The organism is Nocardia sp. NPDC056100, from assembly GCF_042266325.1.
GTDB lineage: Bacteria > Actinomycetota > Actinomycetes > Mycobacteriales > Mycobacteriaceae > Nocardia.
Genome location: NZ_JBHJVY010000004.1, coordinates 1,135,373 through 1,157,963, shown reverse-complemented (window position 1 = coordinate 1,157,963; position 22,591 = coordinate 1,135,373). Strand labels below are relative to the sequence as shown.

Below are 22,591 nucleotides of genomic sequence, written 5' to 3'. Positions count from 1 at the left end.
TTCCGTTTGCCATGTGTTGGCCGTGCCGCCGGTCACAGCCGGGCGGGTGCGGTTCGGGGCGGACTCGGCTGGAATCGGGCGCGCGACGGCCAGCAGAATGGGCGGATGTCCGATCTTCATGTGCATTGTTTCGGTCCTTCGACCGGTCCGGTGGTGCTCGCGCTCCACGGTCTGACCGGGCATGGCAGGCGCTGGCAGGCCCTGGCCGAGCAGCAGTTGCCCGATGTGCGGATTATTGCGCCGGATCTGCGGGGACATGGGAGGTCGCCCGGCGTGCCGCCGTGGGATTTCGAAACGATCACCGCGGACCTGGTCACGCTGCTGCGGCGGGAGACGAGCCAACCCGTGGTGGTGCTCGGGCATTCGTTCGGCGCGGCGGTGGCGGTGCATCTGGCGCACGCACGTCCGGAGCTGGTGCGGGCGCTGGTGCTGCTGGATCCGGCGATCGGACTCGATCCGGATTTCATGCTGCGGATCGCGAATTCCATGCTGGAGCACCCGGATTACGCGAACGTCGACGATGCCCGCTTCGACAAGTTGGAGACCGCCTGGGCCGAGGTGGATCCGGCGATCCTGGAGGCGGAGCTGGCCGAGCATCTGGTGCCCACCGCGGACGGGCGGGTGGGTTGGCGGGTGAGTATGCCCGCGATCATCGCGTACTGGGGTCAGCTGGCCCGCGAATTCGCGCTGCCGCCCGCGGGATTGCCGACCACGGTGGTGCGCGCGATGAAGGTCGATCCGCCGTTCGTGACCCCGGCGTTCCGGGCCGCGCTGGCCGAGCGCCTGGGCGAGCGGCTGACCCTGCTCGAATTCGACTGCGATCATATGGTCGCGCAAGCCCGTCCGGCCGAGACCGCCGCGCTGGTGCGCGCACTGCTCTGACCAATCCACCGAGGGAGAGTTCATGGCCACCACCGATGCCGAGATCGAGCGCGTGCGCGCCCTGGTGGCCGCCATTCCGCCCGGCCGGGTGTCCACCTACGGCGATATCGCGGCCGCGGCGGGGCTTTCCACACCGCGCACGGTCGGCTGGATCATGCGGACCGATTCGGCGGATCTGCCGTGGCATCGGGTGCTGCGAGCGAATGGCACGCCCGCACCACATTTGGCGCATAAACAATTGCGCGAGCTGGCTGCGGAGGGCTGTCCGGTGCTCGATGACCGGGTGGATCTGCGGCGCGCCCGGCACCACTTCGACACGCCGGACTGATCTGCCGACCGGCCACAACACACCTACCGGGTTCGGCCAAACCTGATACGCGGTTCCCGGCCGCGGTTACCGTTGAAATATGTCCACCCGTCTGGCATGCGTGGTGTTCGATGCGATCGAGCCCAGGAGCGTAGCCCGCTTCTGGGCCGAACTGCTGGGTTGGGAGGTGCTGGTGGACCGCCCCGGCGAGGTCGATGTGGCCGCCTCCGACCCGGATGGGCTGGATGTGGCGCTGACCTTCCTACCTGCCCGCCAGTCCAAGTCGGCGAAGAATCGCATGCACCTGGATCTGTCCAGTAGATCGCTGGATCATCAACGGGTGCAGGTGGATCGAGCGCTATCGCTGGGCGCGCGGCGGCTCGATATCGGACAGGGCACGGTGCCGTGGGCGGTGCTCGCCGATCCCGAGGGCAATGAGTTCTGCGTACTGGAGCCGCGCGAGCACTATGTGGACACCGGTGCGGTGGCGGCGATCGTGATGGATACCGAGAATCCGTTGCGGCTGGCGGAATTCTGGTCGAAGGCGTCGGGCTGGCCCGTCACCCATGACAGTGCCCGCTATGCCGGAATCCGTTCGGCCACCGGGCAGGGACCCTGGCTGGAGTTCCTACGCACGCCCGAGGCGCTGGGCGAATGCAGTCGGCTGCATCTGGATCTCATCGCTTTCCCCAGCGATGACCCCGTGGAAGAAGCCGCGCGCCTGCGCGCCGCGGGCGCCCTGCCGATCACTCCGGATACCCCGTCGGCCAATGCGCCGGCACTGGTGCTGGCCGATCCGGAAACGAACGAATTCTGTCTGCTGCAAGCAGCTTCGGGCTAGGCCGCCCCGCGTTCGTAGCGGCGGCGCTCGCGCGGTGAGAGTCCGCCCCAGATACCGAAACGCTGATCATGGGCGAGGGCGTAGTCCAGGCATTGCCGCCGCACCTCGCACGAACCGCAGATGCGCTTGGCCTCGCGGGTGGACCCGCCCTTGTCCGGAAAGAAGGCTTCCGGATCGGTCTGTGTGCACAGCGCCTGCTGATGCCAGGATTCCGGTTCGAATTCGTTTTTACGAGTGATGTTTTCGAACATCGCGTCGAAATTGGTGAAAAGCATTCGCACGTCGTTCACCTCTTCATTGACAGTGTCGGCAGAAATTCGCGTTCGGGCCCGCAGGCCGCTACTCGCCCGCGACGGCGGCCAATCGAGCCTGTTCCCCGCAGTGGAATACCCGGCGGGCGTGCACCGCGGCGGGTGCGTCGGACCACGGCGCGAGCGCGGTGGTGAACATGAGTTCGCACCAGGACAGCGCGGGCACCTCACCGAGCGCGAGCGTATTGAGCAGTGACAATTCGGTATCGGAGTCGTTCCAGGCGGCGAAGAGCCATGAGGAATCGAGTCGGCCGAGAAATTCCTCGGCGTCCTCCGGTACGCCCAGCGGTGCGTCGACCGCGAGATGCACGACCGCCGCAATGGCATGCCGCATACGCGCATCCAGTCCGACACCGTCGTGCAACAGCAATCCCTCGAGTGAATCTCGCAGTGCGGCTCCATGATCGATCCGGAAGTCGCGGCGAGCGGAAGCGGTGACGTCGAACATTATTTCCTCCCTATCGAATTGACGCCTGTCCCAAAAGCGTCACGCGCTGATTTAAAAGGCCGAAAGGTCTTGTTGTCCAGTTTTGCGGGCATCTGGGGCAAACCCCTAGCAGTACTGACACTGACCAGTGTGGGTACCCGTCGGGAACAGCACCGAAGGGGGTCTGGCACTGCACGGGCAAACATTAGGGCGCGGACTGTTCCAGCCTTTACGGTCTGACCATGCCTTATGTGCGATCAGGTGCTGCCACGGTGCATTTCGTGAGCAGCGATATTCCCGGACCGACACTCGTTCTCAGCCATGGATTTCTGATGGACGAATCCATGTTCGAACCCGTGCGCGAACCTCTGGCAGCTGCCGGAATCAATCTGGTGACAATCGATGCGCGTTGTCACGGACGTACACAGACACCCGGCGGCGAACAGTTCACCTACTGGGATATGGCCGCGGACACCTTGTCGGTGCTGGATGAATTGGGGATAGAAAAAGCGGTAATCGGGGGGATGGGTCAGGGCGGGTATACCGCGCTGCGGCTGGCGTTGCTGGCGCCCGAGCGGGTGCGCGCGCTGGCGCTGATCGCCACCGGGGCCGACGCCTGCACGGCCGCCGAACTCGATTGTCAGCGCGCGTTTTTCGAGCGCTGGGCGAGCCCCGAGCCGATGGCGCCGCTGGTCGCGGAATTGGCCCCGCAGCTGATCGGCGGTACCGATCCGCGATTATGGCGGGCCTGGACCAGCCGCTGGTACAGCTGTGATCGGCAGGCCGTGCTGCCCGCGGTGCGCTGCCTGCTGGAGCGGCGTTCGCTACTGCACCGGCTATCCGAGATCGCTGCGCCCGCCCTGGTGGTCCGGGGCAGCCGGGATGAGGTCAGCACCGCGCGCGATTGCGCCACGATGGCGGCCGGGCTGGTCGGCGCGGATGGCGTGGTGACCATTCCGGGCGCCGGGCACGGCGCGGCGTGGACGCATCCGGAAGTGTTGACACCCTTGCTGATTCGCCTGGTGCGGCGGGCAACCGCACGGCGCGGGAACATGCTCGCGCAGGCCCTCGCGCACCCATGGTTGCCCGGGCGCGCGGCGGCCGGAATTCATATAGCGCGCTGAATCCGCCGGGCGCTATTCGTCCCGGGTGAGATGCGGATGACCGGAGTCGAGCTGGACGCCGGTATCCGCGCACCAGGTGGGAATGCCGAGGAAGATCTGGATCTGAGTGGGATAGGCCGCGGAGAAGACGCTGAACAACTGCACGTCGATGGCGCGACAGCGGCCGGTGACATCGTCCGCGAGATGCATGATCGAATTCGGCCGCCCGTACGCGGCAATACCCTCATCCCATATTTCGCGGAACAGTCCGAAGCGGCCCAGTTCGGCCAGAAAGTCCGCCGACCAGGCGGTATCGCCGGAGCTGGCAATGAGACCGCGCAGCCAATGCACGGTGACCCGGACTTCTTCCTCCCATTCGAGCATGACTTCGCGAGCCTTGTCGTTGCTGAGATACCAGCGCAGGATATTGACGTCTTCTTCGAGACCGGGAAACGCGCGTGCGTAACTCGTGTTGCAGGCCAGCACATTCCAGCGGGTGTCGATGTAGGCGGCGAGATTGGGCTCGTGCAGATCGAGCGCGCGGCGCATGTCATCGGTGATTTCGGCGCGGAGTTGCTGTATCGAGGGGAATTCGCTGACGCCGAGTCCGGCCAGGTCGAGCAGATGCCGGCGTTCCACCACGGACAGCGGGTCTATTCGGTCCAGATATCGGACCAGGGCGTCCACCACCTCGCGGGTGGGATGTCCGCGATCGCCCTTCTCCAAATGGCTGATGTAGCTGGCGCTCACGCCCGCGTTGAACGCGAGCCTTTCGCGGGATACACCCCGGGTGTCACGCAGCTTGCGCAGCAGGAGGCCGAATGTCGGCGGTTTCAGCTCTTCGAAGTCTCTATTCGGTTTCACGCCCAGCACCACGCCGTTCCCTCTCCACAAACATTCAGCAAACCAACCTTCATCGATCCGGTACTCGCTGGTTCCGGACAGCGGGACCCGCTGTAACGCCTGCTGTGAACTGTGGTGAATCTCCCTCGACCCCCTCAGCTCTGGCTCCGGATACTGCCATATGCGATTGTTCAGAAGTTCAAAACATGATCATTTCTACTATGTGTCGGGACACAACGTGCAACTCGACGCACAGGAGCAATTGCTTAGCAAGCCTTGGAAACTGCTGTCGAGACACCACTTCCGGGGCCGCCCGAGCGATAGCCACTACGATCTTCAACCATGATCATCAGCCTGTCCGCGTACGCCTCGTGACCACCGTCGACGCGATTGTGCTGGCCGGTGGGCGAGCCAGCCGGATGGGCGGGGTGGATAAGCCCGCCATTGTGGTCGGCGGCCGATCGATGCTGGATGCGGCGCTTTCCGCGGTGTCGGACCGCACCCGGATCGTGGTCGTCGGACCGCATCGGCCGGAGTTGGGGCCGGAAATCCTACAGGCCCAAGAGGTCCCGGCCGGGGCCGGTCCGGTGGCCGCGATCGCCGCCGGAATGGCGATGCTCGACGGTTGCGAATTCCCCGCCGAGCACATTGTGGTGCTCGCCGCGGACATGCCATTTCTCACATCCAGTGCGGTAGACGAACTACTCGCGCACGCAAGGGAATCCGGAAGTGACGCGGTATTCGCGGCCGATGAATCGGGGCGACCGCAGTATCTGGTCGGGGTGTGGCGGCGGACCGCGCTCGCCGAGGCGCTGAATCGTCTTGATTCCCTGGCGAATCGGCCGATGAAGGCGCTGGTGCCGATCGACACCGCCACGGTGGCGCTGGCCGGGGTGCAGGACTGCGATACGCCCGACGATGTGCGGGAGGCCCGCACGGGTGCGGGGCGGTCGGCGGTACCGGTATCCCTCGATGAGGCGCGGGAGACGCTGCGCCGGAACATATCCCGGTTGCGGGTGCGGCAGTCGGCGGTGCGGCCCGCGCGCGGGGCCGCGCTGGCCGAACCGCTGCGCGCGGTGGAGGCGCTGCCGCGTTTCGATGTCAGCGCCATGGACGGGTACGCGGTGAGCGGGGACGGACCGTGGCAGTTGCGCCGCGATATCGGATTCGCGGGCGGGCAGCGGCCGGTGGGGTTGCTGCCCGGCGAGGCGGTGCGCATTGCCACCGGTGCGCATGTGCCCGACGGCACCGGAACCGTGGTGCGCGATGAATTCGTGCGAGTGGAAGCCGACGGTCGACTACATCGCCTGCCGGACAGTCCGATTCGCGATGATGTGCGGCGGCGCGGCGAGGACTGGCTGCCGGGGGCCGAGCTCGCGCCCGCGGGTACGCCGGTGAATACCGCGCTGATCTCGGTGGCGGCCAGTGCCGAGGTGCGCACGCTCGCGGTGCGCGGTCCGGTGCGGGCGCGGATCGTCATGACGGGCGATGAGATTCGCAGTGAGGGCCCGCTGCACACCGGGCAGACCCGCGACTCCCTCGGCCCCATCCTGCCCGATCTGCTCACCTGGTACGGCATCGACACCGTGGACCGGGTGCACCTGCGGGACACCGCGAACGCCTTCGACGAGGTGTTCGCGGCCGCCGATGATTGCGATCTGCTGGTGATCGTCGGAGCCACCGGCGGCGGCGCGGCCGATCAACTCCGCGCCGCCCTGGATCGCGCTCGATCCCGGGTACTGCTCAGCCGCCTGCGCCTGCGGCCCGGCGGCTCCACCGTCGCGGCCCAACTGGCCTCCGGCCCAGTCGTTCTCGGCCTCCCGGGTAACCCGTACGCCGCCGTGGCGACGCTCTTGGCGCTCATCCACGCGGTCGTCGAGGGTCTCACGGGCGCGCTCCCCGCGCGCCCGCTGATCGGCCCACTGGCCAATGCCGCCGAAATCTCCGGCCCCGCACCGCGAATCGTCCCCGCCCGCGCCGACCCCACCGGCGGCTGGATAGGCGATCCGGGCATCCGCACCGCCCACCTGGCCGGACTGCTGGACCGCGACGGCCTGGTCATCGTCCCCGCCGAGGCGGCGGACAACGCACCGGTGGAGTTCATCCCACTCCCCCGCTGACACAGCGGATCTCAGCTGCTGAGGCCGAGGATGGCCATGAGCTGGCCGGGGTAGGCACCGGTGTCTATGCGGCCGGTCTGGGCATAGATCTTGCGGCGGAGGCCGGTTACGGGGTTGCGCAGGTGCAGGGTCCAGACATGGGGCGCGAAGGCCACGCCGCCCTCGCTCCAGGCGTGCCGGAATTTCGGGAATTCGCCGAGTTCCTGCAGCAGATCGGTGAATCCGGCGGTATCGCCGGAGCGGCCGATCAATCCGCGCAACCACCGGACCACCTGTCGCACATCGGCTTCCCAATTCACCAGTACGCGGGTCGCCAGATCATTGCCGAACAACCAGCGGAGCATATTGCCGTCCTCGGTCAACCCGGGGAAGGCGTCATCCCAGCTGTCGTTCCAGGCAAGCACATTCGCCCGGACATCGATATAGGCGGCCAGGTTGGGGCGATGCAGATCCAGTACCCGGCGCATATTCTCGGTGATGGCGCCGCACAATTGCTCCACGGTGGGCAGATCGCCCGCTCCCAGCCCTGCCAGCTCACTCAGTTGACGATGGTCGGCCGCACCGAGTGGTTCCAGTCGATCCAGATAGCGAGTAAGCGCTTCCACAACCTCGCGGGTTGGGTTACCGCGCTCGCCCTTCTCCAGATGCGTTATGTAGCTGGCGCTTACGCCCGCGTTGAACGCCAGGCGTTCGCGGGAAAGTCCGCGGCCGTCGCGTAATCGCCGCAGCAGATTTCCGAAAGTGGGCGCCTCCAGCTCCCGAGATTCATGTCCGCATGGCGCATCGGCGACCACCGCAGCTCCCTTCAGCTCGCCCGGCGCACGGCATCCCGTTCGGGATGCCGCCGGGTTGCCCCCTTCGGTGGATGCTCGCATGAATCGGGCGAATTACAGGTACGCGCGACTATCCCTGTTTGTATATGTCGGTGATCCTGATGGGAATTCGGCTCATGCCCCCAGCGCCAGCCGCGGCTGCTCGGGGGCGGAGCCGGCGCTCGGCCCGTCGAACTCGACGGCACCGTGTGCCGAGCGCCGCGCCCGGTCCGGATCGGGTGCGGGAACGGCCGCCAGCAGGCGGCGGGTGTAATCGGCCTCGGGGCTGCCGAAAACATCTGCCACCGGCCCGGTTTCGACCACAGCGCCCTGTTTCAGCACGACCACGCGATCGGCGATCTGGTTGATCACCGCGAGATCGTGGCTGATGAACAGGCAGGCGAATCCGTATTCTTCGCGCAGATCGGTGAACAAGTCCAGCACCTGCGCCTGGACCGAAACATCCAGGGCGCTGGTGGGTTCGTCCGCCACCAGCAGCCGGGGCGCGAGCGCGAGTGCCCGGGCCAGTGCGACGCGCTGGCGCTGGCCGCCGGAGAGTTCGGCGGGACGGCGAGAGGCGTAATCGCGGGGCAGCCGGACCGATTCCAGCAGATCGCCCACCTTGGCGCGCAGCAGCGCACCGGAGGCGGCGCGATGCACCAGCAGCGGTTCGCCGATGGAATCCTCCAGTGTGCGACGGGGATCCAGGGAGGCGGTGACATCCTGATGCACCAGGGCCACGTTCTTGCGCAGGCCGCGCAGATCGCGTTTGCCCAGGCCGTTCAGCCGTACGCCCTGCAACACCACCTCGCCGCCGGCGGGCGGTACCAGTCCGAGCGCGGTGCGGCCGAGAGTGCTCTTACCGGAACCGGATTCACCGACCAGCCCGATCACCTCGCGCGGCGCCACCGTTAGCGAGACATCCTGAAGCGCGCGGAATTCCTTGCGCTGGCGGCGATACACCACCGAGACATGCGAAAGGCGCAGCACCGGTTCCTCTTCCGGCGTTTCGACAGGTGCCGAGGTGACGGATCGGCCGGATTGTCCGGCGCTCGCCGCCGAGGACGTGGGAAGTGACGAGATGCCGTCGGGTACCACGGCGACCGCTTCGGTGACCGGAGTCGTATCGCGCGGCGCGGGATGCGTTCCGGGGAGCACCGGGACGGCGTCCAGCAGTGTTCGCGTGTACTCGTGCTCCGGATCGGTGAAAAGCTCGCGCACGGGCCGGGTTTCGACGACCTGGCCAGCGCGCATCACCACCACGCGGTCCGCGATGGCCGCCACCACGCCGAGGTTGTGCGTGATGAACAGGATGGCGGTGCCGGTGCGGGCTTGCAGTTCCCGGAGCAGGTCCAGGATTTCGGCCTGCACGGTGACGTCCAGGGCGGTGGTCGGCTCATCGGCGATGAGCAGATCGGGTTCGCCGGACAGCGCCAGCGCGATGACCACGCGCTGCTTCTGCCCGCCGGAGAGCTGATGCGGATACCAGTCCACCCGCTTGTCCGGCTCCGGAATGTCGACCAGGCCGAGCAGTTCGATGGCGCGGGTTCTGGCCTCCGCCTTGCCGATCGACCGGTGCGCGCGCAGCGCCTGGGCGATCTGGGTGCCGATCTTCTGCACCGGGTTGAGCGCGGTCTGCGGTTCCTGGAACACCATGGCGGCGCGGGTGCCGCGCAGGGCGCGCAGTTCGGCGTCGGGGGTGCCGATGATCTCGGTGTCGCCCAGGCGAATCGAGCCTTCGGCGTGCGCGCCCTCGGGCAGCAGGCCGAGCACGGCGCGCGCGGTGAGCGATTTCCCGGATCCGGATTCGCCGACCAACGCCACCGTCTCGCCGCGGCCGACCCGCACCCGCACCCCGTCGACCACGGTGCGAGTGCCGAAGCGCACCACCAGGTCCCGAATATCCAGCAGCGCCTCGGGCGCTGTCTCGTGCTCGCTCATCCGATCCTCCGGGCGCGGCCCAGGGCCTGGGCGATCAATAGGAATCCGAGGGTCAGACCGGACACCACCAAAAGCGGTCCGATGGCGAAGGCCGGGTTGGCGTCCAGATTGGCGATGGATTCGGAAATGAGTGATCCCAGTGAGGGATCCGGCGGTCGCACGCCGATGCCGATGAAGCTCATGGCCCCTTCGACGAAGACCGCGAGCGACATGGACAGCGCCAGCTGCACCGAGAGCGGTTCGATCACATTGGGCAGCACGTGTTTCCGCAGTGTCCACCAGGTGCCCGCGCCGATGACCTCGGCGGCCTCCACGAAGGGCTGTTCGCGCACGGCCAGGATGGCGGTGCGAATCTGCCTGCCGAAGATGGGGACCTCGGCGGCGATGATGACCACGATCACCGCCTGCACCCCCGGTCCGGTGATGGCGGACAGCGCGATGGCGAAGATGAGCGCCGGGAACGCCAGGATCAGATCGAAGATGCGCTGGGTGATCACATCGGCAATGGTGTTGACGCTGGCCAGCAGTCCGGTCAGCGCGCCGAGCAGCGCACCGGCGGGCACCGCCACCAGGGCGATGAACAGGTCGATGCGAATGCCGTAGAGCACGCGCGTGAAGACATCGCGATTGACATTGTCGGTGCCGAGCCAGTGGTCGGCGCTGGGCCCGAGCAGGTTCGCGCCCGGAATCTGCTGTAGCGGATCGTATTTCGTGAGCAGTCCGGCGGCCAGGCCCGCGAGGGCGATGATCGCGACCAGCAGGACACCCGCCAATCCCTGTCCTCGGCGCAGCGCCTGCCAGCTCGGCCGGACCGAATTCGGTTCGCGCTCCGCGTTTTCGACCAGCGCCTCGGCGCTTTCCACCGGATTCCCGGTGCTGTCCACCGATTCGGCGAGTGCGAGGTCGCTCATGCCCGGCCTCCGATGCGAATGCGCGGATCGAGATAGGCGTGCACCACATCGGTGGTCAGCTGGATGATCACGAATACTCCCACCGAGAACAGCAGCAGTGCCTGCACCACCGGATAGTCGCGGCGGTTGATGCCCTGTTCGATCAATTGCCCGATACCCGGCCAGGCGAAGGCGGCTTCCACCAGCACCGCACCGCCGAGCAGCTGCCCGGTCTGGATGCCGAGCACGGTCAGCAGCGTCGGCAGGGCGTTGCGCAGCGCGCCGCGGGTGACGATCCGCCGATGCGAAATCCCCAGTGCGCGTGCGGTGAGCACGTACGGCTTGCGCAGTTCGGTGCGCAGCGATTCGGTGAGGAATCGGGTCAGCGCCGCGATCACCGGCAGCGACAGGCAGATCGAGGGCAGCAGCAAATACTGCACGGCGATATCGGGTTTGGCGATGAACCCGTCCGGCGGAATGCCACCGGCGGGCAGGATCGGAATGGCGATGGCGAAGACCAGCACGAGCAGCACTCCGGTCACGAACACCGGCACCGCGACCGCGACCGTATTGATCGCCGCCACAACGGCATTGAGCCAACGCCGGTCGAACAGCACCGCGGACACGCTCACCACCAGGCTGACCGTGATCGCCAGGAACAGCGAGAACGCGGTCAGCACAAGGGTATTGGTGAGACCGCGCCCGACCAGATCGGAGATCTGGCCGCCGATGATGTACGACCGGCCCAGATCACCGGTGAACACCCCGTGCAGCCAGCTCAGGTATTGCGCCGGAATGGACCGGTCCAGCCCCAGCTGATGCCGGATGCTCGCGATGGTGTCGGGGGTGGCGTCCGGCCCGGCCAGGGTCTGGGCCGGATCGCCGGGCACCAGCCGCAGCAGCAGGAAGATCAGCACGGACGCGCCGAACAACACCGCCACGGCCGAGGGCACCCGGCGCAGCAGATACGCGATCATGACAGGAACGTCTCCCGCAGATCCAGTTCGCGGCGCTTGGTCCAGCCGACATTGTGCAGTTTGCGGGTGGTGGAACCCTGGGCGAGGCGAACGCCGATCTCGATCAGGAACAGGCCGTCCAGCAGCTGATCGCTCAGCGCCTGGTAGGCGCGCACCGCGTCGGGTCCGGTGCCCTGCGGCAGCTTCCAGGCATTGTCGGCCGCGGCGACATAGGCGGGCGATTCGTAGTGCGAGGCGTTCTTGCGGGCATTGAACGGGTAGGCGCTGACCGTCAGCGTGGACGGTACGAACTGCGCCCAGGAATGGTCGGTGATCCACAGACCTGGGAACTGCGCGCCGATCAGCTGTTTCACGAAGGTGGCGTATTCCGTTGGCACCAGCTCGGTTTCGATACCGATCTCGGCGAGGTTGGCCTGCACGATCTGCGCGGTCGCCTCGTGGGTGGCGTAACCGGCGCTGTAGGCCAGCGGCAGCTTCGGCGGTTTGGGCACCCCGGAGAGCACCTGCTTGGCCTTGGACACATCGCGCTTGAACCGGGTGTTGCGGGCGTCGTCGAAGGCGGGAGAGGACTTGGGCCACGGCAGATTGGTGGCATAGCCGGAGCCGCGGAACACCTCGGCGATGACCCGGTCGCGGTCGATGGCGTACGCGATGGCCTGGCGCAGTTTCGGATCGGCGAGGGCCGGATCCTGCACGTTCGCACCGACGTACATCTGGAGTTCGGCGCCCTCGTAGTTGATGACGCGGTAGCCGTCCGTCTTGGCGAGGTTCTCGTTGTCGCGGTAGGTGATGCCGTCCGCGAAGTGGATCTGACCGGACTTGAGCGCGTTCAACTGCGCCTGGTTATCGGAGATGATGGCGAATTCCACCCGGTCCAGGTACGGCCGGTCCGGCACCCGGTAGTCCGCGTTCTTCTCGAATACCAACTGCTGGTTGGGGATTCGCTGCACGAACTTGAACGGTCCGGTGCCGACGATCTTATCGCCGGTGCCCAGCTGATCGATGGACTCGCTGTCCAGAATGGGCGCGGTATCGAGCAGATCGAAGATATTGCCCAGCGGCTGCGAGAAGGTCAGCTTGATGCGGTTCGGATCGACGATGTCGTATCCGGTGATGGCGGCGGCGGTGCTCTTGAGCTGCGCGGACCATTTCGGATCCGCGTAGGTGCGCAGCGAGAACTCGACATCCTTCGCGGTGAAGGCGCGGCCGGAATGGAATTTCACATCCTTGCGCAGATCCAGGGTGATGGACTGGCCGTCCGGCGCGAGGGTCCATTTCTCGGCCAGCAGCGGTTGCGGTTCCAGCTTGTCGTGCGGGTAGCGCACCAGGGTTTCGAAGACCAGGCCCACCACGTACGGCGTGGTACCGGTATTGGTGAGGATATTCGCGGGCACCAGATCCGCGAGCACGCCGTACTTCAGGGTGCCGCCCTTGACCGGCTGGGCATTGTCGTCCCCGCCACCCTTGCTCTGGTTCACCGCCGAGGTGCAGGCGGCCAGTGCGCCGCCGCCGAAGATGGCGAGTGCGGCAACGCCGGAATTGCGCAGGAAACGACGACGATCCAGTCCGCCGGGGGACGAATTCATGGGGAAATCCTCGAGATTTGTGGCCGCGCGGACGGCGGCCGGGGTGCTGTGGACGCACCCGTGGGGACTTTTTCAGAAATGCGGAATACGCGCGGGCCGGGCGCGTCAGGCACAGGGTCGACAGCACAGCACCCGAGCGGGCCGGATGATTCCGGTGCTGGGCGTGCAGAAGCGACTGGTGTGCATGCGGCGACGCTAACAGCGGGTGAGCAGTCGATCACCGGTTGTGCGCAGCGTGCGCGAAACCCTGGCCGACACGGCGCAACCGGATCTTTGCTGAGAGAATGCCTGTTCCCCCTCATGCTCGTGGTTACGAGAACTTCGCCGGTGAAATCGGCCGCACCACCGCCGATTCGACACCGGAGTGGATCTACCCGCCGACCGCCCCGGCCGGTGCGCCCAACATCATCGTGGTGCTGGTCGACGACATGGGTTTCAGCGATATCGGCCCGTTCGGCTCCGAGATCGACACCCCCACGCTGGATCGCATTGCCGCTAATGGTCTGCGGCTCACCAACTTCCACACCACCCCGCTGTGCTCGCCGTCGCGGGCCGCGCTGCTGACGGGCGTGAATTCGCATCGCGCCGGATTCGGTTTCGTCGCCAATGCCGATCCCGGTTATCCGGGGCTGCGGCTCGAGCTTGCCGATGATGTGCTGACGCTGCCGGAGATCCTGCGCGGCAATGGATATGCCACCTACGCGGTGGGTAAATGGCATCTGGTGCGCGATGCCACGCTGCATCCGGCCGCGAATCGCGATTCCTGGCCGACCCAGCGCGGATTCGACCGGTACTACGGGTCTTTGGAGGGGCTGAACTCCTTCTACCACCCGAATCAGCTGGTCTCGGACAGCTCACCGGTGGATGTGGAGGAGTATCCGGAAGGCTACTACCTCACCGACGATTACACCGATCGCGCCATCGGCTATATCAAGGAACTGCGCGCGCACGACGCCGATAAGCCGTTCTTCCTGTACTTCGCGCATACCGCCATGCACGGGCCGTTGCAGGCCAAGCCGGAAGACCTGGCCAAGTATCGCGGTAGGTACAAGGAGGGCTGGGATCGCCTGCGGCAGAGCCGATTCGCCTCCCAGCTCGCACAGGGCCTGTTCCCCGAGGGCACACAGCAGAAGCCGCGCAATACCGAGCCCGGTTATGAAGCGCAGGAATGGGATTCGCTGACGCCCGAACAGCAGTCCCGCTTCGAGCGGTACATGGAGGTGTACGCGGGCATGGTCGACAGCATCGACCAGAGCCTGGGCCGCATCGTCGAAACCCTGGAGCAGTTCGGCGAACTCGACAATACGATCATCGTCTTCACCTCCGACAACGGCGGCACCGCCGAGGGCGGCCCGGAGGGCACCCGCACCTACTTCGCGCAATTCGCGCAGGTGGATGAGCCGGACTGGGAACGCGATGTGCCGCACGATGACGAACTCATCGGCAGCGCCAAGCTCGGCGTGCACTATCCGCGCGGCTGGGGCCAGGCGTCCAACACCCCGTTCCGCTTCTACAAGGGTCAGACCTTCGCGGGCGGCGTGCGCGTCCCGTTCCTGCTGTCCTGGCCCAAGGGCCTGCCGCGCACCGAGGACGACAACGGCATTCGCCAGGAGTACACGTACATCACCGATCTGACCCCGACGCTGCTCGAGCTCGCGGGACTGGAACGCCCGTCGGTGCGTAATGGCTTGCCCGCCAAGGAATTCGACGGCATCTCGGCGATCGAGGTGCTGCGCGATCAGCGGGCCGTCTCCCGGCATGTCGAACAGTATTCGGAGATGACCGGCCACCGCGGCTTCTACCGCGACGGCTGGAAACTGCTGGCCCTGGCCGAACCCGCACGCGGCGTGGACAATCCGCGCTGGCAGCTGTTCGACGTGCGCACCGATCCCACCGAATTGCACGACCTCTCCGAGCGATTCCCGGAGAAGGTGGCCGAGCTCTCCGCGGCCTGGGACGACGCCGCCTGGCACAACACGGTTTTCCCGCTCGTCACCCGCCAGGATCTGGCCACGCGCCGTCCGGAAGAGGCGCGATTCGGCGAACGCGTCCGCATCCTGCCCGGCACCCCCACCCTGGAGCGCTACCGCTCGCAGCGCCTGATCGCCTACCGCGACTTCACGATTGCCGTCGAGGTGGCGGGCTATCGGCCCGGTGACGAGGGCGTCCTGGTCGCACACGGCGACCCCCAGGGCGGCTACCTGCTCTTCGTCGAGAACGGTCGCCTGTTCTTCGGCTACAACGCCTACGGCCGCTACACCACCGTCGACGCGGGGGCGATTCCCGAAGGCAGCCGGCACTTCACGGTCTCGGCGGTGGTCCGCCCGCATCTGCGCTGGGATTTCACCATCGGCATCGACGGCGTCCGCGCCGCCCACCTCCCCGACCAGGTCCAACTCGTCGGCATGGCTCCGTGGACCGGCATCTCCGTCGGCCTCGACTCCCGCGGCCCCGTCGACTGGGACCTGCGCGACCGCCGCGGCGTCTTCCGCTACACCGGCGACCTCCGCTCGGTCACCTACCGCCCGGGCGCGATCGGCGTCGACGAGGACACCCAGCGCGCACTGGACTCCGAAGCCGAACTGATCGCCGAATAGCGACCGGCAGACCGCAGGCCCGCACGTGATCGTGCGGGCCTGCGTCGTATCCGCTGTTCGTCAGATGTCTTGCGTCATAGCTATTTCGGGAGATCGAGCCGATCGGTGATTCCGTCCAGCAGTGCGGCCAGCGTCCAGGCCACCGGACCTTCGGTATCGATGGTGCCCGCGACCGTGCGGTTGTCCAGCCAGCGGGCGAAGGCGGGGTGATTGCCTGCCGCGAGGGTGGGTTGCAGGAACGGGGTGGCGACCGCGTCGAGTTGGGCGTCGGTGTGCAGGCCGGTGCGGGTGCGCATGCGCATTTCCTCGGCCAGTTGCAGCGCGGTGCCGATCAGGTGCCCGTCGATGGCGTTGGTGATGCGGGTCATGTCATCGGCGGAGATGCCGAGCGATTCCAGTAGGGCGAAGCGGAAGTCGAAGTAGCGCAGGGCATTCGGACCGAAGGGCGGGCGGGTGTGCACCAGGTGACCGAACCAGAGGTGGCGCTGGATGACGGCCCAGGTGTCGAGGGATAGCCGCTCCAGAGTCGCGCGCCAATCGGAAGTCGTTGGGGGTAAAGGGATTTCGGCGTAGACCGTGTCAATCATGAGGTCCACGAGGCCGTCTTTGCTGCCGACGTAGCGGTAGAGCGACATGGGGGTGGACGCGCCGACGGCGGTGGCCACCCGGCGCATGGTCAGCGCGGCCGCGCCTTCGGCGTCGGCGATGGTCAGCGCGGCGCGCAGGATATCGGCGCGGCTCAGCGTGGTGGTCGGTCGGCCCGGGGGTTCGGGCAGCGTCCAGATCAGTTGGCCGGGTGGGGATTGGTCGTCGGTCACGGTCACCTCCTTGCGACGAATTCAACCATTCGTGTACAACGTACACATGATGTACGACGTACACGCACCCCGGGTTCTGATTGTCGGCGGCGGATTGGTCGGGCTGTGCGCCGCGCTGTTCCTGCGGCAGCACGAGGTCGAGGTGACACTGGTCGAGCGGCGGGCCACCACCTCTCCCCAGCCGAAGGCGCGGCGTATCAATCTCCGGACGATGGAGCTGTTCCGCCAGCTCGGGATCGCCGATCAGGTCTTCGACGCGGCACGGGACCTGGCGAATCATCAGGCGATGGCGGCGGGGCCGACGCTCGCCGAGGCCGAGCGGCTACCGGTGATGTTTCCGGGCGGGATGCCGGATTGGGACGCGATCACCCCGGCGGGGGCGTGCCTGTGCGCACAGGATCTGCTCGAACCGGTGTTGCGGGAGATCGCCGAGGCGCGCGGGGCCGATATCCGGTTCGGGGTGGAACTCATGGACTTCCGTGAGCACCACGGCCGGGGCGACGCCGCGCACGCGAACGATCTACCGAGCGTCCCCCGGGATGGCGGTCCCGGCATTCGTGCGATCGTGCGCACCGCCGGGGGCGCGATGGACACCCTCGACGCCGACTATCTGATCGCCGCCGACGGCGCGAACAGCCCGATCCGGGAGCGGCTCGGGATTACCCGCGGTGGGCGCGGCACGCTCGGCAGCGCGGTGAACGTGTACTTCCGAGCGGACCTCGGCGAGCTGGTGCGCGGGCGAGAATTCAATCTCTGTCAGATCGAGAATGACCGCGTGCCAGGGGCTTTCGCCTCCGTCGACGGTACTCGGCGATGGATTTTCACCAGCGGCGTCGGCGTCGACCGGCCGGCGCGGGATTGGCCGGAAGCCCTCCGGATCGCCATCGGCGTACCCGATATCGATATCGAGGTGCTGAGCGTATTGCCCTGGGAGCCCGGGATGTTCGTAGCGGACACGTTCCGCTCGGGGCGGGTTTTCCTGGCGGGGGACGCGGCGCACGTCATGCCGCCCTTCGCGGCGGCCGGAGCGAATACCGGTATCGAGGACGCGCACAACCTCGCGTGGAAGCTGGCACGCGTCCTGCGCGGCAGCGCCGATCCGGCACTACTGGACACCTATCACTCCGAACGGCATCCCGTCGGCTGGTTCATCGCCGATCAGTCGAGCATTCGCACCCTCAGTCTGCGCACCATGACCAGGGAGTCGACCGACGGCACCCCGCTGGCCGATCCGATCGCGCTGATTCTCGGAAACCGTTATCCCGCAGGCGCGTTCATCGACGACGCGAGCGCGCACACCATGACGCGGCTGGATACGAGCGGTCAGCCGGGCACGCGTATGCCGCACGCGTTCCCGAACCCGGGCCGATCGACGCTCGACCTGATCGGCACCGAGTACGTCCTGCTCACCGGACCGGCGGGCAGCGCATGGCGCGCGGCAGCCGAGCAGGCGGGCATCGACAGCTACGAGATCGACGAAAACTACTGCGTCACAGCGGGTCTCACCGCATCGGGCGCACTGCTCATCCGTCCCGATCAGATAGTCGGGTGGCGCGCACCGGAATTGCCCGCCGATCCGGCGACGGCGCTGCGCACCACCCTGGAGCTCATCGACCGCGCTCCCGCGCGGCATCGACTGCCTTCGTAATGCGCTTGGCCCGCGTCTCCGGCCGCTTGGCCTCGGCGACTCCGGTGGCCAGCTCCCGCCTATTCGTATAGGACAGTCCGTCGAAGGCGTCCCGCACGCCCGCGTCCGCGAGCGCGGCGGCCAGGTCATCGGGCACCTCGACGGTCCGTTCGGCGGTATCGCGCTCGACCGTCACGGTCACCGTGTCGCCCGGCCCCCTACCCAGCTCGGCGCGAATGCCTTTGCGGATTCCGAGGCACGGCCCATCTCCCATCGACATGATCGATCCGGTGTACGCGATGCCGTCGAAGGTGGCGCGGACCGGGATACGGCCCCCACCGCCGAGCGCCGCGATGACGTCGGCGGGAATGGGGATATACGCGCCGCCGCCGGTGGCTTCGTGGATCACGCCCTCGAATCGGTGCATGAGCGCATGCTATTCGAGGCGCTCGCGAGTACGCGGGATATTCACCAGCGATCCGATAGCAATCGGATTTCGCTTCGAACTTCTGTTAACAAATGTAAACCGCGAGAGAACCGGCCGTTTCCGAAGCATCACCGCGAGCGCCCGAAAACCCTTGTGTAGCGCGGCTATTTACCCTCAAGAAGGACATTTCCGCAGGTGGGTGTGGATCACATCCTCTTACGTCGCAACCCGCCAGTGACCACCAGGTTGCGCCGACCTCACAGCTCACAATGGGGGTCAGCGCATTGTGAGACAACCGTTTTGCCACCCGCTCGCACCTCTTTACAGTCGAGCCAGCAGCCCGGTTCTTCACTCTCGATAGGGGCGTCATGGCTAACCCGCACACCGGAACTTCGTCCGGCGATGCACTGCTCCGATTGGGTAAATACTTCCAGCGCGGTGAGGTCTCCGGCGATTTGCGCACCCTGCATCAGGTGGGTGGGCGCGATGCGGACGAGTTCTATCGGGATCGGTGGTCGCACGACAAGGTGGTGCGGTCCACGCACGGTGTGAACTGCACCGGATCGTGCTCGTGGAAGATCTACGTCAAGGACGGCGTGATCACCTGGGAGTCGCAGCAGACGGACTACCCGTCCGTCGGCGCGGACAAGCCGGAGTACGAGCCGCGCGGCTGCCCGCGTGGCGCGTCCTTCTCCTGGTACACGTATTCGCCCGCGCGCATTAGGTATCCGTACGTGCGCGGGGTGCTGCTGGAGCTGTACCGCGATGCCAAGACACGGCTGAAGGATCCGGTGCTGGCGTGGGAATCCATTGTCGAGGATCCCGAGACCGCCGAGACCTACAAGTCCGCGCGCGGTAAGGGCGGCTTCGTGCGCGCCGAATGGTGGGAGGCCGCCGAGATCGCCGCCGCCGCACATGTGCACACCATCAAGAAGTACGGCCCGGACCGGGTGGCGGGCTTCTCCCCCATTCCGGCCATGTCGATGGTCTCGCATGCCGTTGGGGCGCGGTTCATTTCGCTCATCGGCGGTTCCATGCTGTCGTTCTACGACTGGTACGCGGACCTGCCGGTGGCGTCCCCGCAGGTGTTCGGCGATCAGACCGACGTGCCCGAATCCGCGGACTGGTTCGATGCCGGATACCTGATCATGTGGGGCTCCAATGTCCCGGTCACCCGCACCCCGGACGCGCACTATATGACCGAGGCGCGCTATCGCGGCCAGAAGGTCGTGGTGGTCTCCCCCGACTACGCCGACAACACCAAATTCGCCGATGAATGGGTGCCCGCGCGCCCCGGCACCGATGCCGCGCTCGCCATGGCCATGGGCCACGTGGTGCTGCGAGAGTTCTTCGTGGACAGGCGAACCGAGCGTTTCGACGACTACATCAAGCGCTATACCGATCTGCCGTACCTCATCGCGCTGGACGATAAGGACGGCGTCGCGGTGCCCGGCAAATTCCTGACCGCCGCCGATCTCGGAATCACCGGGGAGAGCGTCGAATTCCAGCCGGTGTTGCTGGACGCGGACGGAAATCCGCGGGTGCCCAATGGTTCCCTGGGCCACCGCTTCACCGAGGCGGGTAAGGGCAAATGGAACCTCGATCTCGGGGATGTCGATCCCCTGCTGACCCTGCACGGCCGCACCGATGACGCTGCGGCCGTGCAGTTCCCACGATTCGACGGGCCGTCAGCGGAGGTCCTCACCCGCGGCGTGCCGACCACCGTCATCGCGGGTAAACGGGTGACGACGGTGTTCGATCTGCTGCTGGCGCAGTACGGCGTCGCCCGCCCCGGCCTGCCCGGCAGCTGGCCGACCGGCTATGACGATCCGAGCGAGCCGTACACGCCCGCCTGGCAGGAGACCATCACCGGCGTCCCCGCCAAACAGGCCGAGCGCATCGCACGCGAATTCGCCGATAACGCGGACCGTTCCGGCGGGCGCTCGATGATCCTGATGGGCGCGGGCACCAACCACTGGTTCCACTCCGATCAGATCTACCGCGCCTTCTTCACCTTGACACTGCTCACCGGCTGCCAGGGCGTGAACGGCGGCGGCTGGGCGCATTACGTCGGCCAGGAGAAGTGCCGACCCGTAACCGGTTGGTCCACACTGGCTTTCGCCTCGGACTGGCAGCGCCCCCCGCGCCAGATGCAGGGCACCGTGTTCTGGTACCTCACCAATGACCAGTGGCGGTACGACCCGTTCACCTCCGAGGCGTTCGCTTCCCCACTGGGCAAGGGCACCTTCTCCGGGCGCACGGCGGCCGACAATATCGCGCTCGCTTCACGTTTGGGCTGGATGCCGTCCTACCCGACGCTCAATCGCAATCCCCTGGACCTCGCCGATGAGGCCGAGGCCGCGGGCAAGTCCGCCGCCGATTACGTGGTCGACGGCCTCAAATCCGGTGAGCTGCGCTTCGCCTGCGAGGACCCGGACGCCCCGGAGAACTTCCCGCGCGTGCTGACCGTCTGGCGCGCGAATCTGCTCGGCTCCTCCGGTAAGGGCAACGAGTACTTCCACAAACACCTGCTGGGCGCGGATTCGAATCTCCAGACCGCCGAGGCCACCGGGGTGCGCCCGCAGGAACTGGAATGGCGCGAGGAAGCGCCCACCGGGAAGCTGGATCTGCTGCTCTCCCTTGACTTCCGGATGACCAGCACCACGCTGTTCTCCGATATCGTGCTGCCTGCCGCCACCTGGTACGAGAAGCACGATCTGTCCTCCACGGATATGCACCCGTTCGTGCACGCCTTCACCCCCGCCATCTCGCCGCCGTGGGAGGCGCGCACCGATTTCGAGGCGTTCCACCGCATCGCGCGCGGCTTCTCCTGGCTCGCGGAAAAGCATCTGGGCGTGCGCAAGGACATAGTCGCGGTACCGCTCCAGCACGACAGCGCCGATGCGCTGGCACAGGCCGGTGGCCGGGTGCTGGATTGGAAGAAGGGCGAATGTGAGCCGATTCCGGGCGTCACCATGCCCAAAATCGTGGTGGTGGAACGGGATTACCCGAATGTCGCGGAGAAGATGGCGGCGCTCGGTCCACTCGTGGAGCGCATGGGCTTGACCACCAAGGGCGTCACGACGGTTCCCGACGCCGAGGTCGAGTACCTGAAGGGTATGAACGGCACCGTGGTTTCCGGTGTGGCACAGGGGCGTCCGTCCCTGGCCAAGGACATCCACGCCGCCGAGGCCATTCTGGCGCTGTCCGGCACCACCAACGGCAGGCTCGCGGTGGAGGGCTTCCACGAACTGGAGAAGCGCACCGGCACCCAACTGGCCGATCTGGCCGCCGAACACGAGGGTAAGCGAATCACGTTCGCGGACACCCAGGCTCGGCCGGTGCCGGTCATCACCTCACCGGAATGGTCCGGCAGTGAGACCGGCGGGCGCAGGTACTCCCCGTTCACCATCAATACCGAGCGGCTCAAGCCCTGGCACACCCTCACCGGGCGGCAGCACTTCTACCTCGACCACGACTGGATGATCGAACTCGGCGAACAGCTGCCGATCTACCGGCCGCCCCTGGATATGACGGCGCTGTTCAGTGAGCCCGGCATCGGCAAGGTGAGCGAGAACGGCGTCACCGTGCGGTATCTGACGCCGCACTCCAAATGGTCCATCCACTCGGCCTATCAGGACAACCTGCATATGCTGACGCTCTCGCGCGGCGGGCAGGCCATCTGGATGTCCGAGGTCGACGCCGCCAAAATCGGTGTGGCCGACAACGATTGGATCGAGGCCGTCAATCGCAACGGCGTGGTCGTCGCCCGCGCCATCGTCTCGCACCGCATGCCCGAGGGCACCGTATTCATGTATCACGCCCAGGACCGCGCGGTGAATGTGCCGCGTATCGAGGGACCGGCCGAGAATGCCGAGGGCGCACCGGAATTCAAGGGCCGGGGCAAGCGCGGCGGTATCCACAACGCGCTCACCCGCATCATGATCAAGCCCTCGCACCTCATCGGCGGGTACGCCCAGCAGTCCTTCGCGCTGAACTACCACGGGCCCACCGGAAATCAGCGCGATGAGGTCACCACCATCCGTCGGCGCAGCCAAGAAGTGGAGTACTGATATGCGCGT

At 66.6% G+C, this 22,591-nt stretch carries 18 protein-coding genes; 8 read left to right on the top strand and 10 right to left on the bottom strand.

Going from position 1 to position 22,591, the window contains the following annotated elements; all coding sequences use genetic code 11:
* The first annotated feature begins 105 nt into the window (after window positions 1-105).
* The 3 genes from ACFC0O_RS35755 to ACFC0O_RS35745 all read left to right on the top strand — a co-directional run bounded on the left by ACFC0O_RS35755 (window position 106) and on the right by ACFC0O_RS35745 (window position 2,030).
* Complete coding sequence (locus tag ACFC0O_RS35755) at window positions 106-882, top strand: alpha/beta fold hydrolase (protein WP_375965964.1); 777 nt, start codon at window positions 106-108, stop codon at window positions 880-882.
* A 22-nt stretch (window positions 883-904) separates the two neighbouring features.
* Window positions 905-1,210 carry an MGMT family protein gene (locus ACFC0O_RS35750; RefSeq protein WP_364639414.1) on the top strand — a complete coding sequence of 102 codons (306 nt, stop codon included), beginning with the start codon at window positions 905-907 and terminating at the stop codon, window positions 1,208-1,210.
* A 79-nt stretch (window positions 1,211-1,289) separates the two neighbouring features.
* Window positions 1,290-2,030 (top strand): VOC family protein, encoded by a 741-nt coding sequence (locus tag ACFC0O_RS35745; protein ID WP_364639417.1) that lies wholly within the window; start codon window positions 1,290-1,292, stop codon window positions 2,028-2,030.
* Here ACFC0O_RS35745 and ACFC0O_RS35740 read toward each other — a convergent pair.
* On the bottom strand, window positions 2,027-2,305 hold the full coding sequence (locus ACFC0O_RS35740; protein WP_375966477.1) for a WhiB family transcriptional regulator: 279 nt from the start codon (window positions 2,303-2,305) through the stop codon (window positions 2,027-2,029). The genes ACFC0O_RS35745 and ACFC0O_RS35740 overlap by 4 nt on opposite strands.
* 64 nt (window positions 2,306-2,369) lie before the next feature.
* Window positions 2,370-2,789 (bottom strand): hypothetical protein, encoded by a 420-nt coding sequence (locus ACFC0O_RS35735; protein ID WP_375965960.1) that lies wholly within the window; start codon window positions 2,787-2,789, stop codon window positions 2,370-2,372.
* A 221-nt stretch (window positions 2,790-3,010) separates the two neighbouring features.
* Between ACFC0O_RS35735 and ACFC0O_RS35730 the strand changes: the two genes are divergently transcribed.
* Complete coding sequence (locus ACFC0O_RS35730) at window positions 3,011-3,892, top strand: alpha/beta fold hydrolase (RefSeq protein ID WP_375965958.1); 882 nt, start codon at window positions 3,011-3,013, stop codon at window positions 3,890-3,892.
* Window positions 3,893-3,904: 12 nt separating this feature from the next.
* Here the strand turns inward: ACFC0O_RS35730 and ACFC0O_RS35725 are convergent, their stop codons facing one another.
* Window positions 3,905-4,735, bottom strand: a complete 831-nt coding sequence (locus ACFC0O_RS35725; RefSeq protein ID WP_364639426.1) for a helix-turn-helix transcriptional regulator — start codon at window positions 4,733-4,735, stop codon at window positions 3,905-3,907.
* Window positions 4,736-5,085: 350 nt separating this feature from the next.
* On the opposite strand from ACFC0O_RS35725, the gene ACFC0O_RS35720 reads away from it, so the two are divergent.
* Entirely contained in the window at window positions 5,086-6,834 is a 1,749-nt protein-coding gene (locus tag ACFC0O_RS35720) for an NTP transferase domain-containing protein (protein WP_375965955.1), read from the top strand.
* Between the two features lie 11 nt (window positions 6,835-6,845).
* On the opposite strand, the gene ACFC0O_RS35715 is transcribed toward ACFC0O_RS35720, so the two are convergent.
* The 5 genes from ACFC0O_RS35715 to ACFC0O_RS35695 all read right to left on the bottom strand — a co-directional run bounded on the left by ACFC0O_RS35715 (window position 6,846) and on the right by ACFC0O_RS35695 (window position 13,040).
* Window positions 6,846-7,628, bottom strand: coding sequence for a helix-turn-helix domain-containing protein (locus tag ACFC0O_RS35715; protein ID WP_375965953.1), 783 nt, complete (start codon window positions 7,626-7,628; stop codon window positions 6,846-6,848).
* Window positions 7,629-7,781: 153 nt separating this feature from the next.
* Complete coding sequence (locus ACFC0O_RS35710) at window positions 7,782-9,587, bottom strand: dipeptide ABC transporter ATP-binding protein (RefSeq protein WP_375965950.1); 1,806 nt, start codon at window positions 9,585-9,587, stop codon at window positions 7,782-7,784.
* The gene (locus ACFC0O_RS35705) at window positions 9,584-10,498 is read right to left on the bottom strand and encodes an ABC transporter permease (RefSeq protein WP_375965947.1); all 915 of its coding nucleotides are present in this window, start codon (window positions 10,496-10,498) and stop codon (window positions 9,584-9,586) included. Before ACFC0O_RS35705 ends, ACFC0O_RS35710 begins: the two co-directional genes overlap by 4 nt.
* Window positions 10,495-11,454, bottom strand: a complete 960-nt coding sequence (locus tag ACFC0O_RS35700) for an ABC transporter permease (protein ID WP_364639441.1) — start codon at window positions 11,452-11,454, stop codon at window positions 10,495-10,497. The genes ACFC0O_RS35705 and ACFC0O_RS35700 overlap by 4 nt, the downstream gene beginning before the upstream one ends.
* Window positions 11,451-13,040, bottom strand: coding sequence for an ABC transporter substrate-binding protein (locus ACFC0O_RS35695; protein WP_375965944.1), 1,590 nt, complete (start codon window positions 13,038-13,040; stop codon window positions 11,451-11,453). The genes ACFC0O_RS35700 and ACFC0O_RS35695 overlap by 4 nt, the downstream gene beginning before the upstream one ends.
* 284 nt (window positions 13,041-13,324) lie before the next feature.
* On the opposite strand from ACFC0O_RS35695, the gene ACFC0O_RS35690 reads away from it, so the two are divergent.
* On the top strand, window positions 13,325-15,637 hold the full coding sequence (locus tag ACFC0O_RS35690) for an arylsulfatase (RefSeq protein WP_375965942.1): 2,313 nt from the start codon (window positions 13,325-13,327) through the stop codon (window positions 15,635-15,637).
* An 80-nt stretch (window positions 15,638-15,717) separates the two neighbouring features.
* On the opposite strand, the gene ACFC0O_RS35685 is transcribed toward ACFC0O_RS35690, so the two are convergent.
* A complete protein-coding gene (locus ACFC0O_RS35685; RefSeq protein ID WP_375965940.1) occupies window positions 15,718-16,455 on the bottom strand; it encodes a TetR/AcrR family transcriptional regulator in 738 nt (245 codons plus the stop codon).
* A 46-nt stretch (window positions 16,456-16,501) separates the two neighbouring features.
* Between ACFC0O_RS35685 and ACFC0O_RS35680 the strand changes: the two genes are divergently transcribed.
* A complete protein-coding gene (locus tag ACFC0O_RS35680; RefSeq protein ID WP_375965938.1) occupies window positions 16,502-18,103 on the top strand; it encodes an FAD-dependent monooxygenase in 1,602 nt (533 codons plus the stop codon).
* Here the strand turns inward: ACFC0O_RS35680 and ACFC0O_RS35675 are convergent.
* Window positions 18,063-18,509, bottom strand: a complete 447-nt coding sequence (locus ACFC0O_RS35675; protein ID WP_375965935.1) for a YdeI/OmpD-associated family protein — start codon at window positions 18,507-18,509, stop codon at window positions 18,063-18,065. The genes ACFC0O_RS35680 and ACFC0O_RS35675 overlap by 41 nt on opposite strands.
* 368 nt (window positions 18,510-18,877) lie before the next feature.
* On the opposite strand from ACFC0O_RS35675, the gene ACFC0O_RS35670 reads away from it, so the two are divergent.
* The gene (locus ACFC0O_RS35670) at window positions 18,878-22,582 is read left to right on the top strand and encodes a nitrate reductase subunit alpha (protein WP_375965932.1); all 3,705 of its coding nucleotides are present in this window, start codon (window positions 18,878-18,880) and stop codon (window positions 22,580-22,582) included.
* The last annotated feature ends 9 nt before the right edge of the window (window positions 22,583-22,591 follow it).